The sequence below is a fragment of the Halomonas profundus genome (genome assembly GCF_020865425.1).
GTDB classification, from domain to species: Bacteria; Pseudomonadota; Gammaproteobacteria; order Pseudomonadales; family Halomonadaceae; genus Vreelandella; species Vreelandella titanicae.
In genome coordinates, this window is the sequence record NZ_CP086344.1 from 3850519 (window position 1) to 3863796 (window position 13278).

The following is a 13278-nucleotide window of genomic DNA, read 5'->3' on the forward strand; positions in this document are numbered from 1 at the left end:
TAGGCAGCATTTACGTTTAGTAAACACAAGCGGCGCCCCTAGGGGCGCCGCTTGTGAAAGCACATCGCTACCAATTACAGCAGTAAGCGACGAATGTCGGTGAGCACATCGGCCAGGAAGGCGGTAAAGCGTGCCGCATCGGCGCCGTTGATCGCACGGTGATCGTAGGAGAGCGACAGCGGCATCATCAGGCGCGGCTGGAAGGCGCTGCCATCCCAAACCGGCTTCATCTGTGCTTTGGACACGCCCAGAATGGCCACTTCCGGCGCGTTAACGATCGGTGTAAACGCCGTGCCACCAATCGAACCGAGGCTCGAAATGGTGAAGCAGCCACCGGTCATCTCGTCGCGCTTGAGCTTTTTGGTCTGGGCTTTCTTGCCTAGCTCCGCCATCTCCTTGGCAATCTCGATCAAGGATTTGTTATCGGCGTTGCGCACTACTGGCACCATCAGACCGTCAGGCGTATCCACGGCAATACCGATATGGACGTAGTTCTTCCATACCAGGGTTTCACCGTCACCCTTCAGACTGACATTGAACTGCGGGAATTTACGCAGCGCAAAGGCGCAGGCCTTGACCATAAACGGCAGCGGCGTCAGTTTGGCGCCCTGGGCTTCAGCCTCTGCTTTCATCGCCTTACGGAAAGCTTCCAGCTCGGTGATGTCCGCTTCATCGAACTGCGTGACATGGGGCACATTGAGCCAACTGCGGTGCAGGTTGGTCGCGCCCATCTTGAGCAGACGCCCCATCGGCTTCTCTTCCACTTCACCAAACTGGCTGAAGTCGACTTCCGGAATGGGCGGAATCCCCGCGCCGCCAGTAGCCGCGGCTGCCGCGCCGGGCTGGGCTTTACCCTGATTGGCAATCGCCTGCTTCACATAGGACTGTACGTCCTCTTTGAGCACGCGATCTTTCGGGCCGCTGGGTTTAACGAGTCCCAGGTCGACGCCTAGTTCACGAGCCAGCATGCGTACCGCAGGGCCGGCGTGCACCAGCTTGCCATCCCGGGGCTTATGGGCAGCCATCTGTGCTTCCGGGCTGGGGGTACCGGCCGGAGATTCAGACGGTTTAGCGCTGTCCTTGCCGTCACTGCTCTGCGAGGCTTTTTCTGGTGCGGCCTTTTTCGGTGCCGCTTTTTTGGCACCCGCCACTTCCATATAGCCGATCACATCGCCTTCAGAGACGGTGTCGCCCTCTTTAACGGTCAGCTCAAGAAGCTTGCCTTTGTAGGGGCTGGGCACGTCCATAGAGGCTTTATCAGACTCTAGGGTAATCAACGGGTCTTCTTCATTGACTTCGTCACCCGCCGCTACGCCGATCTCGATAATCGGCACGTCAGAGGAGCCAGAAAGATCCGGTACGCGAATCTCTTTGCGCTCCGGCTCGCCACTGGCGGCCTCTTCCTGATCATCTTCAGCCGTTTCTTCCGGCTCGCTACTGGCTTGGCTAGAGGACGGTTCTGGAGAAGAGCTCTCTTCCGATGCGTCTTCGCTGTCGCCGCCTTCGCCGACGATCTCCATCTGGCCGATCACATCGCCTTCAGACACCGTGTCGCCCTCTTTCACGGTAAAGCTGACGATCTTACCGCTGTGGGGGCTGGGCACGTCCATGGAGGCTTTGTCAGACTCCAACGTGATCAAGGTGTCTTCGGCCTCAACCTCATCGCCTTCGCTGACCGCGACTTCGATAATTTCGACGCTGTCCGAGCCGCCGAGATCGGGCACTTTGATATCCACCGTCTGCTTACCGCCGGCTGACTTTTTAGCCGCGGGCTTCTGCTCTTGAGACGGCTCTTTGGGTTTCTCTTGCTTCGCTGGGGCCTCTTCAGGCTGGCTGTCAGACGAGCTCTCTTGCTTCTTCTCTTGCTGCTCGTCGCCACCACCTTCGACTTCCAGCTCAACGATATCGTCCCCTTCCGAGACGCTATCGCCTTCTTTGACCAGCACTTTGAGTACCTTGCCGCCTTTCGGGGCCGGTACGTCCATGCTGGCTTTGTCGGATTCCAGCGTGATTAGGGTGTCTTCCGCTTCAATGACGTCGCCTTCTGACACCGCAATCTCGATGATTTCGACATCGGTATCGCCGCCGATATCGGGAACTTTGATGATTTCGCTACTCAAGGTCGCGCTCCTTCCAAATCGGATCGAGCCGGTGGGCCACCGCCCACCGGTCAGCGGTTTAGCTAGTCAGCGGGTTAGGCTTATGGGCATCAATGCCGTACTTCTTAAGCGCTTCACCAACCTGCTTGCGATCAATCTCGCCACGCTCAGCCAGCGCACGTAGCGCCGCCACGGTCACGAAGTAGCGATCTACTTCGAAGAAGTAGCGCAGCTTCTCGCGGGTGTCTGAACGGCCAAAGCCATCGGTACCCAGTACAGTGTAGTCACCCGGTACCCAGGCACGCACTTGATCGGCATACAGCTTCATGTAGTCGGTCGACGCGATCACCGGGCCGTCGCGCCCTTCCAGGCACTGTGTGACGTGAGGCTTGTTGGCCTCGGCGTCTGGGTTCAGGAAGGCTTCACGATCCAGCAGCAGCGCTTCACGACGCAGCTCGTTAAAGCTGGTCACGCTCCAGATGTCGGCGCCGATGCCCCAATCGTTCTCGAGCAACTCAGCAGCCGCTTCCACTTCGCGCAGAATAGTGCCGGAACCGAGCAGTTGAACGCGGCCCTTGTCACCTTTGGTTTCGCGCAGCAGGTACATGCCTTTGACGATATCGTCGGCGGGCACGTTTTCCAGCGCCGGGTGCTCGTAGTTCTCGTTCATCACCGTCAGGTAGTAGAAGCAGTTCTCCTTGTCGGTGAACATGCGCTTCAGGCCATCCTGCAGAATCACGGCGACTTCATGGGCATAGGTCGGGTCGTAGCTGCGGCAGTTGGGGATGGTAGACGCCTGAATCAGGCTGTGACCATCCTGGTGCTGCAGACCTTCGCCGTTAAGCGTGGTGCGCCCTGCGGTGCCGCCGACCATAAAGCCACGGGCTTGCAGGTCACCCGCCGCCCAGGCCAGATCGCCGATACGCTGGAAGCCAAACATCGAGTAGTAGATGTAGAACGGCAGCAGCGTGACGTTGTTGTTGCTGTAGGAGGTCGCCGCGGCGATCCAGGCCGACATGGCGCCCGCTTCGGTAATGCCCTCTTCGAGGATCTGACCTTTCTGATCCTCGCGGTAGAACATGATCTGGCCTTTATCCACTGGCTCGTACTTCTGACCTTCCGAGGTGTAGATACCCAACTGACGGAACATGCCTTCCATACCGAAGGTACGCGCTTCGTCAGGGATAATCGGCACCACCTTCTTGCCCAGCGTCTTATCTTTGACCAGGCCGTTAAGCACCCGCACAAACGCCATGGTGGTCGAGACTTCACGCCCTTTCGAGCCGCCCATTTGCGAGGCAAAGGTCTTGTCTTCGAGGCTGGGGATCTCCAGGGCTTCGAAGTCGCTTTGACGGCTGGGTAGGTAGCCGCCCAGACGCTCGCGCTGCAGGTGCATGTACTTGAGCTCGGGAGAGTCGTCTTCCGGCTTGTAGTACGGCACGTCTTTGAGCTGCTCGTCGGTTAACGGAATACCGAAGCGATCGCGGAAGGTCTTGAGCGCTTCATACTCCATGCTCTTGACCTGGTGCGCTTCGTTGGCCGCTTCGCCATCGCCGCTACCCATACCGTAACCTTTAACGGTGTGCGCCAGGATGACCGTGGGCTTGCCGTTGGAGGTGTTAACCGCCTCGTTATACGCCGCGTAAACCTTGAACGGATCGTGGCCACCGCGGTTGAGCTTCCAGATATCTTCGTCGGAGAGGTCTTTGACCATCGCCTCGGTTTCTGGATATTTGCCAAAGAAGTGCTCACGGGTGTAAGCGCCGCCGTTGGCTTTGTAGTTCTGGTACTCGCCGTCGACCGCTTCGTCCATGCGTTTCTGAAGGATGCCTTTCTTATCCTTCTCGAACAGCGGATCCCAGTGACGCCCCCAGACGACCTTGATCACGTTCCAGCCCGCGCCACGGAAGACGCCTTCGAATTCGTCCATCACCCGCGAGTTGCCGCGTACAGGGCCGTCAAGGCGCTGCAGGTTGCAGTTGATGACGAAGATCAGGTTGTCGAGGTTTTCGCGACCGGCCAGTGAAATGGCGCCCAGGGATTCCGGCTCGTCACACTCGCCGTCGCCCATGAAGCACCAGATCTTGCGGTCATACATATCCTTCAGCTCACGGTGATGCAGGTACTTCATCACGTGCGCTTGATAGATAGCCTGAATCGGGCCAAGCCCCATGGAGACCGTGGGGAACTGCCAGTAGTCCGGCATTAACCACGGGTGCGGGTAGGACGAGAGGCCATCGCCATCGACTTCCTGGCGGAACCTGTCCATCTGCTCTTCCGATAGACGCCCTTCCAAATAGGAACGTGCGTAGATGCCCGGTGCTACGTGGCCCTGAATATAAATCAGGTCACCGGCAAAATCGCCCTGAGGCGCGCGGAAGAAGTGGTTAAAGCCCACGTCATACAGGGTGGCCGAGGACATAAAACTGGCAATGTGGCCACCCAGGCCCGGCTTGGCGCGGTTATTACGAATCACCTGGGCAATGGCGTTGTAACGGATCAAGGAGCGGATACGGCGCTCCATGAACAGGTCGCCAGGCATCGGTGCTTCGCGGTGAACCGGGATCGTATTACGGTGCGGGGTCGTCACCGAGAAGGGCACCTTCATGCCGTCCCGGCGCAGGCGATCCGCCAGGCGGGTCATCAGGTAGCGGGCACGATCTTCGCCCTCACGATCCAATACCGATTCCAGGGAATCAATCCATTCCGTGGTTTCGATCGGATCGAGATCTTCTCTTGTCTCCAGACTCATAGAGGTCTCTCCGAATGACGATAAATGACAAAAATCCCCGCTACCCTGAAGGGCCTGGGGCGGCGGCGTGGCACTACACCACGCGCCAACATTCAGCCGGTGATTAAACGCCGGATAGGGGTTTTAGCTCTACATTCAACAAGCTACGTAACTATTGATGTAGTAAAGCTACACAATTCTGTTAGAAGTTAGCCTTTTGTATAGGCGAAGATACCTCAAAGTCGCCACGCTGCCAATTCCGTCGCAGCGGAAAAGCCTATCGAAAACAAACTATTGCACTGCAACATAAGCAATTCATAGAGCATTTGCCATTGCGACCAAATAGTCATCCGATGTAATTAAACTACCGTTTTATTGCGTTATTAGTGAAATACTTAGCACACAGGGAAAAACGTAATCGAACCGCTAACGCTCAACACGCGATGTCAGCAGTTGCTGGAAATACGCCCAATCAAACGCCGGACCAGGATCCGTTTTGCGCAGCGGCGCCACATGGGCATGGCTGGTAATACGACTGCTATCTAGCTGAGGGTTGCGCGCCATTAGCCACACCACTGCTTCCACCAGAGTGTCATACTGTGCTTTGCGATAGGGGGTAACGTCATCCCCTTCAAGTTCAATCCCCACCGAGAAATCGTTGAGCGCCTTTCGCCAGCTTAGCTGGCGAGCATCCCACCAGTTGGAGCGCCCAGCATGCCAAGCACGCTGATCTGTATCAACAAACTGCACGCACTCACCATCGCGACGGATAAGCAGGTGTGCGGAGACTCTTAAGTGGGCAATTTCGGCGAAAAATGGATGTTCGTCTACCGCCAATTGATTGGTAAATAGCGCTTCAATAGCATTACCACTAAACTGACCAGGCGGAAGACTGATCGCATGAATCACTAGCAACGACACCTCACCGGTGGGCCGAGGGTCACAGTTCGGTGAAACGACTTTACGCGCGCTTTCCCACCACCCGTCAAGGGGTTGTTTATTTTCCACTGGCAAGGGCTCCTTTACGTTAGCGCTTTCTTTCTCTGTTCTCTTTCACCTTCACCGCTGTTTTTCACTACAATGCACGTCATCGAAGACGACGTTCAGGGAATTCACGGCCATGCATTATCAATCCGCTCTTGCTGAAGAAATCCGCGCCAGCGCCGCCCGCTTGCTGTCAGAAGACGTTGGCCCAGGTGATATTACCGCGCAATTGATCCCTGAACACCAGTGGGCCTGCGCCGACGTAATTACCCGTGAAACCGCAGTGCTGTGTGGCGCACCCTGGGTAGATGAGCTGTTTCGCCGCCTGGATAGTCGGGTAAGCCTGACCTGGCACGCCGCTGACGGCGATAAGCTAGAGGCTGAACAGTGTTTCTTAACCCTGGAGGGCCCCGCCCGTGTCCTGCTTACCGGCGAGCGGGCGGCGCTTAACGTATTGCAAACGCTGTCTGCCACCGCCACCGCCACCCGCGCATATGTCGACCTGATTGAAGACACCGGCGTTCGCCTGCTTGATACGCGTAAAACGCTGCCCGGCATGCGCTTGGCGCAGAAATATGCGGTCACCTGCGGCGGCGGCCACAACCACCGCATTGGCCTATGGGACGCGTTTTTGATCAAAGAGAACCATATTGCCGCCTGTGGAGGCATTCAAGCGGCGGTTGCGCAAGCGCGCAAGTTAGCCAACGACCTGCCCGTGGAAGTCGAGGTAGAAACCTTTGAAGAGCTGGATCAGGCATTGGCCGCGGGTGCTGATATTGTCATGCTCGACAATTTCGCCATCGAAGACCTGCACGTTGCCGTGGAAATTAACGGCGGCCGAGCCACCCTGGAAGCTTCAGGCAATGTGGATGCTGCCACCCTGCGGGCAATTGCCGATACCGGTGTTGACTGTATATCGAGCGGCGCACTGACCAAGGACATCGCCTCGATCGATCTTTCCATGCGCATTACCCGCAGCTATAGCGTTTGATGATTAGGTTTCGACAGCATTAAGCGATTTGGAAAGTTTATAACGCAGCAGTCGCTCCCCGCTTCGCTCGACCCACTCCTCGCCGTGGTTTTTCCAACCACGGCGCAGCAGGCGCTCATAGAGCATTGAACTCGCCTCTATCTCGATTTGCCCCTTTCCCTGCTCAAGCAGCAGCCGTTCGGCATGTACCAGCAGCGTGGTACCGATACCGCGACCGGCTAATGAGGGCCATACGTAGAGTGTTTCAACCCGCCCAGCGACTAAATCCAACTCCAGGAACCCCACGCAGCGACCATCACAGGTAGCCACTAAGGTTGTGTAGAGCGCTTGGCGCACTCCCCATGCACTGCCTTCGCGGGGCAACGCATTGGCCCACGCACGCCGCTCATCCAGCGTGTAATGCGTGGCCGCTCCCTGCATAACAGCGTGATAAAACACTTCCGCTTGGTCGGCGGCATCCCGTGCTAGCGCCGCGCGATAGGTTATTCGCGTACTGGTTGGCGCTTGCTGCTCCTCGGTATTGGTCATGCGTCACCTCTGAGCTGTTCAGCTATCATTTGATCAAGACACATTCGATCACGCCCCATTTGGTCACGCTTAAGCCATTGGCCTGCTTTATACTACTTGGATCAATTCTACGCGAATCAACCCCAGCAGAAGGCAGTGTGATGGACGATGCCCCTAACAGCGAGCACTTTACGCTGACGCCCATTGGTCATGTGGTTAGCGACTACCCCGATAAATTCGGTATTCCCCGCCAGCCGGGGCTCGCCCCTGCGGCCGATGCCCGGCTTGTACTCACTGCGCCCTACAACGATCCACTCGCGGTGCGCGGTTTGGAAGACTTCAGCCACCTGTGGCTGAGCTTTATTTTTCATCAAAGCCCCGAGCGCTGGTCGCCGCTGGTAAGGCCGCCGCGCCTGGGGGGCAATAAAAAGGTGGGGGTTTTTGCCAGTCGCAGCACCCACCGCCCTAACCGCCTGGGGCTCTCACTGGTGAGATTAGTCGGTATCGACACCCAGCACGGCGTTACGCTGCAGCTCCAGGGCTGCGATTTAGTCAGCGGCACCCCAGTGATTGATATCAAACCCTACCTGCCCTGGGCCGAATCCGAGCCTAACGCACTGGCCGGTTTCGCCCCTGAAACACCGCCACTCATGGACGTCACCTTTCATCAAGCGGCACTGGATACGCTTGCTCAGCGCCACGACAGCGCCACACTGCTGGCATTAATTGAGCAGGTACTCAGCCAAGACCCCAGGCCCGCCTATAAACAAAAGGACAGGGATTCTGAGCGTCTTTACGGCGTACGTCTGCGCGACGTGGACGTTAAGTTTTGCCCTCGCCAAAATGGCGAAGCCACCACCTTGGAGGTGATGGCTATCGAACCTTACGCCGAGCAATAAATCTGACGCGCCGGCTTAAGCAGGAAAGGTAATGCCCAAACGGCGGCCAACTTCCTCATACGCCTCAATCACACCGCCCAACCCCTGACGGAAGCGGTCTTTATCGAGCTTCTCACGGGTGTTGGCGTCCCAAAGACGGCAACCATCCGGAGAGAACTCATCCCCCAGCACCACCTCGCCTTTGAATACACCAAACTCAAGTTTGTAATCCACCAGTAGCATATCGCCCTCAGCAAACAGCGCTTTGAGGATATGGTTAACCTTGAAGGTCAGCACCTTCATCTTGGCTAACTGCTCAGGCGTTGCCCAACCGAAAGTCTCCGCCAGCGACTCATTGATCATCGGGTCGCCCTTCTCGTCGTTCTTCAGAAACAACTCGAAGGTGGGTGGCGTCAGTGCAATCCCCTCTTCAACGCCGAGACGTTTTACCAACCCACCCGCAGCGATATTGCGCACCACACACTCCACCGGGATCATCTGCATCTTTTTGACCAGACTCTCAGTGTTGGAGAGCTGTTTTTCAAAGTGGGTGGGGATGCCCGCTTCCTGCAGCCGCTCCATAATGAAGGCGTTAAAGATGTTATTGACCATTCCCTTGCGGGCCAGCGACTCGACTTTTTTGCCATCGAAGGCGCTGGTGTCATCACGAAAATTGAGCACCAACAAATCCGGATCGTCGGTGGTGTACACAGATTTCGCCTTACCGGCGTAGAGTTCTTGGCGCTTTTCCATGGGGGCTCCGTAAGGGGTCAAGGATCAACAAATTAACGTAAATAGCCGGAGACACGCTCAAGCAGCTCGCGCTGATCATCGGCGCTGAATGCCCGCTCGCTGGCATTGATGGCACGCAGAATCGTCTGGTCGCCGTTAGGCTGCAGGGCAAGACGAATCTGCTGGGACATTTTGCGCACATCCGGGCTGAAGACGATTTGCAACGGGTTGCGGTTGCGCTCGGTTTCAGTCATGTACTCAACCATAAACTCATGACTGGCAGGGTCGACGGCCAGCAAATCACGCTGACCTTCCTGAGCAAAATCCAGCTCAAGATAGTGGTTCAACTCTGCCCATACCCGATCGACCGGCTGCGGGATCACCACTTCCCACTCGTCGTCCTGCTGGCGGATTTGCAGCGTTTGCTCACCGGTGAGGCGCTGAGCGGTCCAGGAAGAAGAGACACTGGCAGATGCACTGCGCGCGCTTAAATGGCTCTCTAACGCATCGAGGCAGCTCGCCATGGTTTGCCCGCCGCGTTCGCAGCGAACTTCGCTACTGCCTGCGCGTAGTGCACTTTGCAGGCGAATTTCCGCCTGGGGCGTGACGATAACGCCCTGAGAAGCACTGCTCTGCAGCACCTCCAACTGACGACTACGTACAAACTCTTCCAACTGCGGCCAGACCGTACCGGTGTCGGCGGCCACTACTAGCCAGGTTTGATCGCCCACTTCGCGACGCTCGACATACTCAGGTTCCATCCCACTGCCAATCGCCAATGACTGTGGCGGGCGAATCTCTGCTGCTTCGTCAAGCCGTGCACCTTGGGTGGCGGCTTGAGGAACCGGCAGCGCATCGCGATAGCGCTGGGTGTTGCGGGTCTCTGGCAGCACCAAAGGCGGCGCTGGAGCGGCCTCGGTGTAATCCAAATTACGGTCGTGGTAAAAACCATCCCGCGCACAACCAGAAAGCGCGACAGCCGCTGCGAGTGCCAGCGGAACCCATTTAAGCGCACGTATTTCAAGCACAGAGCTCATCAAGCCACCTTAAGTCAACAATTCGGGTACCCAGCTCAACGGTAAGCGAGCTGGGTAGCAAAGGGTATTGCGTCGGACTACTCCTCTACGACACCCGCCAACTGCAGCGCTTCGCTCACCGTGGCGTGGTACTTTTCCGACAGCCAGGTTAGCGGTAAGCGAATACCCGCATCCGCGTACCCCATACGGTTCAGCGCCCACTTCACTGGAATAGGGTTCGACTCTATACCCAGGTTGGTATGCAGCGGCATCAAAAGCGTATTAATCTGGTGCGCCTTATCGGAGTCGCCGGCCACCGCTGCCGAGCAAAGCTCATGCATCGCCCGGGGGGCAACGTTGGCGGTGACGGAGATATCCCCATGACCACCCATCAACATAAAGTCGCAGGCGGTCGCATCATCACCGGAGTAGAGCATAAAACCACTGCCCTTCAGGCGAGTGATTAGATCTTCCGCACGCTCCAGGTTCCCCGTGGCGTCTTTTAAACCGATAATATTATCGACTTCGGCCAGGCGTAACACGGTCTCGTTGTAGATATCCGAGCAGGTGCGACCGGGCACATTGTAAAGAATAACCGGCAGGTCGCTGGCCTCGGCTGTGGCCTTGAAGTGCTGAAACAGGCCTTCCTGAGTAGGCTTGTTGTAGTAGGGAGCCACCGTCAGACAGTAATCTGCACCCACCTCTTTCGCGTAGCGGGTCAACTCCACTGCTTCGGTGGTGTTGTTCGAGCCAGTACCGGCTATGACCGGTATACGGCCATTGACCTCTTCCACCACGCTGCGAATCACGTCAAAGTGCTCCGCAAACGACATGGTAGTCGGTTCGCCCGTGGTGCCAGCGGCGACAATGGCATCAGTGCCATTTTCGAGATGGAAGTTCACCAGACGACGAAGCGCCTCCCAGTCGATGTCGCCATTGACCTTCATAGGCGTCGCCAGGGCGACGATGCTGCCTGTGATCATCCGTTTATTCCTCACCAGCCAAATTGTGATATCAACTATCTGTGTTTTTGAATACGAGAGTTTTTTTCAAAACCGAGCGCGATCACGCTATTTTGCATCAAGCGCCGACACCGCACAGAGGCCAAATGGTACTCAGGCGATTCGAGCCTGTACAGCGTAAAGCGGTGTGAGTTTGTCGTCACCCTGTTTTGAGCTTTGACAACGGCCGCTGGCTTACGTGTAATCACGCGTAACAAGCAATATTAACACCCACCCTTAAAAGGATGCCTTATGCCTGTTGAAATTGGTCAACCCGTTGCTGACTTCTCCGCCACTGCCACGGGTGATACCACCGTGACACTGTCGGAAATGCGTGGCAAACAAGTGGTCATATACTTTTATCCCAAAGCCAGTACACCTGGCTGCACCACCGAGGGCGGTGACTTCCGTGACCGCAAACCCGCCTTCGATGCCGCTAATACGGTCATTCTTGGTGTTTCTCGAGATGGCTTGCGCGCCCAGGAGAATTTTAAGGCCAAACAGGATTTTAATTTCGACCTTATTTCAGATAAGGACGAAAACATCTGCACGCTATTTGATGTTATCAAGCTCAAGAAAATGTACGGCAAGGAGCACCTGGGCATCGAACGCAGCACCTTCCTGATTGATAAGGAGGGCAAGCTAGCCAACGAATGGCGCGGCGTTAAAGTACCTGGCCACGCGGAAGAAGTACTTGCTGCGGCTGAAAAGCTGAACGCTTCCAACTAACTCAACCGGAGCTCTATCTCAACCAGGGCTCTATTTCAGTTCAGCCCACTGCCCGTAGTGATCTCTTGCGCGGGCAGTGGGTGAGCGCTATTCGGCTTCCTGGCTAGCCGTGGTTGGTATACTCCGACGCTCCTCCCGCTCATGCATGCTACGTGGCCAGGCGTAAATCAATGCCTTGAGCAGTGTTGCCAAGGGAATCGCAAAGAAGATCCCCCAGAAGCCCCAAATCCCACCGAAGAACAGTACCGCCACAATAATCGAAACCGGATGAATATTATTGGTCTCAGAGAACAATACCGGTGCCAATACGTTGCCATCCAGGGCTTGAATCACGCCATAAGCCACCAGCACATAGACAAAATCTTCACTAAGACCAAAATAGAACCCCGCTACCGCGGCGACCGGTAGTGTAGCCACCGCAGCGCCGATATAAGGCACTAACACAGAAAGGCCGACCAACACCGCTAGCAGCGCTGTATACGGTAAGCCAAAGAACGCAAAGGTAAAGAACGCCACGGTGCCAACGATGATGATTTCAATAAATTTGCCGCGGATATAGTTGGCAATCTGATCGTCCATTTCGCGCCAAATACGCGATAGCAGCGTACGCTTTTGAGGCAGCAGCGAAAGCATAAAACCGACCAACACGTCGCGATCCTTGAGCATAAAGAACACCAGGATCGGCACCAGTACCAGGTAAATAATCAGCGACATAATATTGCCGAGCGAAGCCAGCGAAAGCGTTAAGGCGCGCTGGCCTAGCTGGCTAATCTCGCGGCTCGCCACGCCTATCCAGCTTTGCATCTGATCTGGCGTAATAATATTCGGGTAGCGCGCCTGCAGTTCATCCAACCAGCCCTGGCCACTGGCGAACATCCGCGGTGTCTCTTGCACCAGCCCCACTAGCTGATTCCAGATCAACGGCATCAGAATAAACGCCAGAGTGAGCAGCACGCTGATAAAGGCCAAAAAGACCAGGATGACCGCTAGTAGGTGCGGTACCCCTCGCCGGGTAAACGCACTCACTACGCCTTGCAAAAGAAACGCAATCACCAGTGCAGTAAAAAACGGCGCCAGCATGCGTCCAAACCAGATAATCGCGGCAAAGCCCGCCACCAGTACTATCAGCAGGATGAGCGCCTCCTCATCCGAGAAATAGCGTTCAACCCAGCTTTTTAAAATCGTGCGCAGGGTCATGAGTGCGCATCCCCAGCTTTTCTAATCCAATAAACATACACCTCGTCGCGCTGCTCACGACCTTCCAGCGTATGTGCACTTTGGTCGGTAAACGACGCCATATCACGCCACGAACCCGCATCGGTGGAACGCACTTCCAGTAACTGACCAGCCGCCAAACCTGCCAAGGCCTGCTTAGCCTTCAGCAAAGGCAGCGGGCAATGCAGCCCGCAAGCGTCAAGCACCGTGTCGGGTTGAAAGCCCTCGGATTGCTCAGACATATACACTCCCTCAAAATGACCTGCATACTCACGGCATTGTTACATAAACTATCTTTTTAGCGATTGATTTCACTAGGCAGTCGATTTAACGGCACTTCCCTGTGTTTATCAATGTCACACTCTTCACCAATGCCATACCCTGACCACTGTACT

Annotated in this window: 12 protein-coding genes; 3 read left to right on the forward strand and 9 right to left on the reverse strand. The window is 56.1% G+C overall.

Features of this window, described 5'->3' with window-relative positions; all coding sequences use genetic code 11:
- Window positions 1-74: 74 nt before the first annotated feature.
- The 3 genes from aceF to ampD form a co-directional block, all read right to left on the reverse strand.
- Window positions 75-2120 (reverse strand): pyruvate dehydrogenase complex dihydrolipoyllysine-residue acetyltransferase, encoded by a 2046-nt coding sequence (aceF, locus tag LMS44_RS17640; protein ID WP_498945885.1) that lies wholly within the window; start codon window positions 2118-2120, stop codon window positions 75-77.
- Window positions 2121-2178: 58 nt separating this feature from the next.
- On the reverse strand, window positions 2179-4851 hold the full coding sequence (gene aceE / locus LMS44_RS17645) for a pyruvate dehydrogenase (acetyl-transferring), homodimeric type (RefSeq protein WP_009287423.1): 2673 nt from the start codon (window positions 4849-4851) through the stop codon (window positions 2179-2181).
- Between the two features lie 405 nt (window positions 4852-5256).
- On the reverse strand, window positions 5257-5838 hold the full coding sequence (ampD, locus tag LMS44_RS17650) for a 1,6-anhydro-N-acetylmuramyl-L-alanine amidase AmpD (protein WP_022522123.1): 582 nt from the start codon (window positions 5836-5838) through the stop codon (window positions 5257-5259).
- 112 nt (window positions 5839-5950) lie between these two features.
- Here ampD and nadC point away from each other — a divergent pair, with 112 nt between their 5' ends.
- Window positions 5951-6805, forward strand: coding sequence for a carboxylating nicotinate-nucleotide diphosphorylase (nadC, locus tag LMS44_RS17655; protein WP_041159389.1), 855 nt, complete (start codon window positions 5951-5953; stop codon window positions 6803-6805).
- 3 nt (window positions 6806-6808) lie between these two features.
- Here the strand turns inward: nadC and LMS44_RS17660 are convergent, their stop codons facing one another.
- The gene (locus LMS44_RS17660; protein WP_022522121.1) at window positions 6809-7333 is read right to left on the reverse strand and encodes a GNAT family N-acetyltransferase; all 525 of its coding nucleotides are present in this window, start codon (window positions 7331-7333) and stop codon (window positions 6809-6811) included.
- Window positions 7334-7473: 140 nt separating this feature from the next.
- On the opposite strand from LMS44_RS17660, the gene tsaA reads away from it, so the two are divergent.
- Window positions 7474-8211 (forward strand): tRNA (N6-threonylcarbamoyladenosine(37)-N6)-methyltransferase TrmO, encoded by a 738-nt coding sequence (gene tsaA, locus LMS44_RS17665; protein WP_027958660.1) that lies wholly within the window; start codon window positions 7474-7476, stop codon window positions 8209-8211.
- 15 nt (window positions 8212-8226) lie between these two features.
- Here tsaA and purC read toward each other — a convergent pair whose 3' ends face one another.
- The 3 genes from purC to dapA all read right to left on the reverse strand — a co-directional run bounded on the left by purC (window position 8227) and on the right by dapA (window position 10921).
- Window positions 8227-8943: a phosphoribosylaminoimidazolesuccinocarboxamide synthase gene (gene purC / locus LMS44_RS17670; protein ID WP_022522119.1), complete on the reverse strand. Its 717-nt coding sequence runs from the start codon at window positions 8941-8943 to the stop codon at window positions 8227-8229.
- 32 nt (window positions 8944-8975) lie between these two features.
- On the reverse strand, window positions 8976-9959 hold the full coding sequence (locus LMS44_RS17675) for an NlpB/DapX family lipoprotein (protein WP_027958659.1): 984 nt from the start codon (window positions 9957-9959) through the stop codon (window positions 8976-8978).
- Between the two features lie 77 nt (window positions 9960-10036).
- The gene (gene dapA, locus LMS44_RS17680) at window positions 10037-10921 is read right to left on the reverse strand and encodes a 4-hydroxy-tetrahydrodipicolinate synthase (RefSeq protein WP_022522117.1); all 885 of its coding nucleotides are present in this window, start codon (window positions 10919-10921) and stop codon (window positions 10037-10039) included.
- 270 nt (window positions 10922-11191) lie between these two features.
- On the opposite strand from dapA, the gene LMS44_RS17685 reads away from it, so the two are divergent.
- Window positions 11192-11668: a peroxiredoxin gene (locus LMS44_RS17685; protein ID WP_022522116.1), complete on the forward strand. Its 477-nt coding sequence runs from the start codon at window positions 11192-11194 to the stop codon at window positions 11666-11668.
- Between the two features lie 87 nt (window positions 11669-11755).
- Here LMS44_RS17685 and LMS44_RS17690 read toward each other — a convergent pair whose 3' ends face one another.
- Together LMS44_RS17690 and LMS44_RS17695 are read right to left on the reverse strand one after the other, a co-directional pair.
- Window positions 11756-12865 carry an AI-2E family transporter gene (locus LMS44_RS17690; protein WP_498945889.1) on the reverse strand — a complete coding sequence of 370 codons (1110 nt, stop codon included), beginning with the start codon at window positions 12863-12865 and terminating at the stop codon, window positions 11756-11758.
- Complete coding sequence (locus LMS44_RS17695; RefSeq protein ID WP_022522114.1) at window positions 12862-13125, reverse strand: sulfurtransferase TusA family protein; 264 nt, start codon at window positions 13123-13125, stop codon at window positions 12862-12864. Before LMS44_RS17695 ends, LMS44_RS17690 begins: the two co-directional genes overlap by 4 nt.
- Between the last annotated feature and the right edge of the window lie 153 nt (window positions 13126-13278).

Excerpts from the sequence above, each read along its gene's own strand:
- aceE (WP_009287423.1), bottom strand. The coding sequence starts at position 4,851 with ATGAGTCTGGAGACAAGAGAAGATCTCGATCCGATCGAAACCACGGAA.
- nadC (WP_041159389.1), top strand. The coding sequence starts at position 5,951 with ATGCATTATCAATCCGCTCTTGCTGAAGAAATCCGCGCCAGCGCCGCC.
- LMS44_RS17660 (WP_022522121.1), bottom strand. The coding sequence starts at position 7,333 with ATGACCAATACCGAGGAGCAGCAAGCGCCAACCAGTACGCGAATAACC.
- tsaA (WP_027958660.1), top strand. The coding sequence starts at position 7,474 with ATGGACGATGCCCCTAACAGCGAGCACTTTACGCTGACGCCCATTGGT.
- purC (WP_022522119.1), bottom strand. The coding sequence starts at position 8,943 with ATGGAAAAGCGCCAAGAACTCTACGCCGGTAAGGCGAAATCTGTGTAC.
- LMS44_RS17675 (WP_027958659.1), bottom strand. The coding sequence starts at position 9,959 with ATGAGCTCTGTGCTTGAAATACGTGCGCTTAAATGGGTTCCGCTGGCA.
- dapA (WP_022522117.1), bottom strand. The coding sequence starts at position 10,921 with ATGATCACAGGCAGCATCGTCGCCCTGGCGACGCCTATGAAGGTCAAT.
- LMS44_RS17685 (WP_022522116.1), top strand. The coding sequence starts at position 11,192 with ATGCCTGTTGAAATTGGTCAACCCGTTGCTGACTTCTCCGCCACTGCC.
- LMS44_RS17690 (WP_498945889.1), bottom strand. The coding sequence starts at position 12,865 with ATGACCCTGCGCACGATTTTAAAAAGCTGGGTTGAACGCTATTTCTCG.
- LMS44_RS17695 (WP_022522114.1), bottom strand. The coding sequence starts at position 13,125 with ATGTCTGAGCAATCCGAGGGCTTTCAACCCGACACGGTGCTTGACGCT.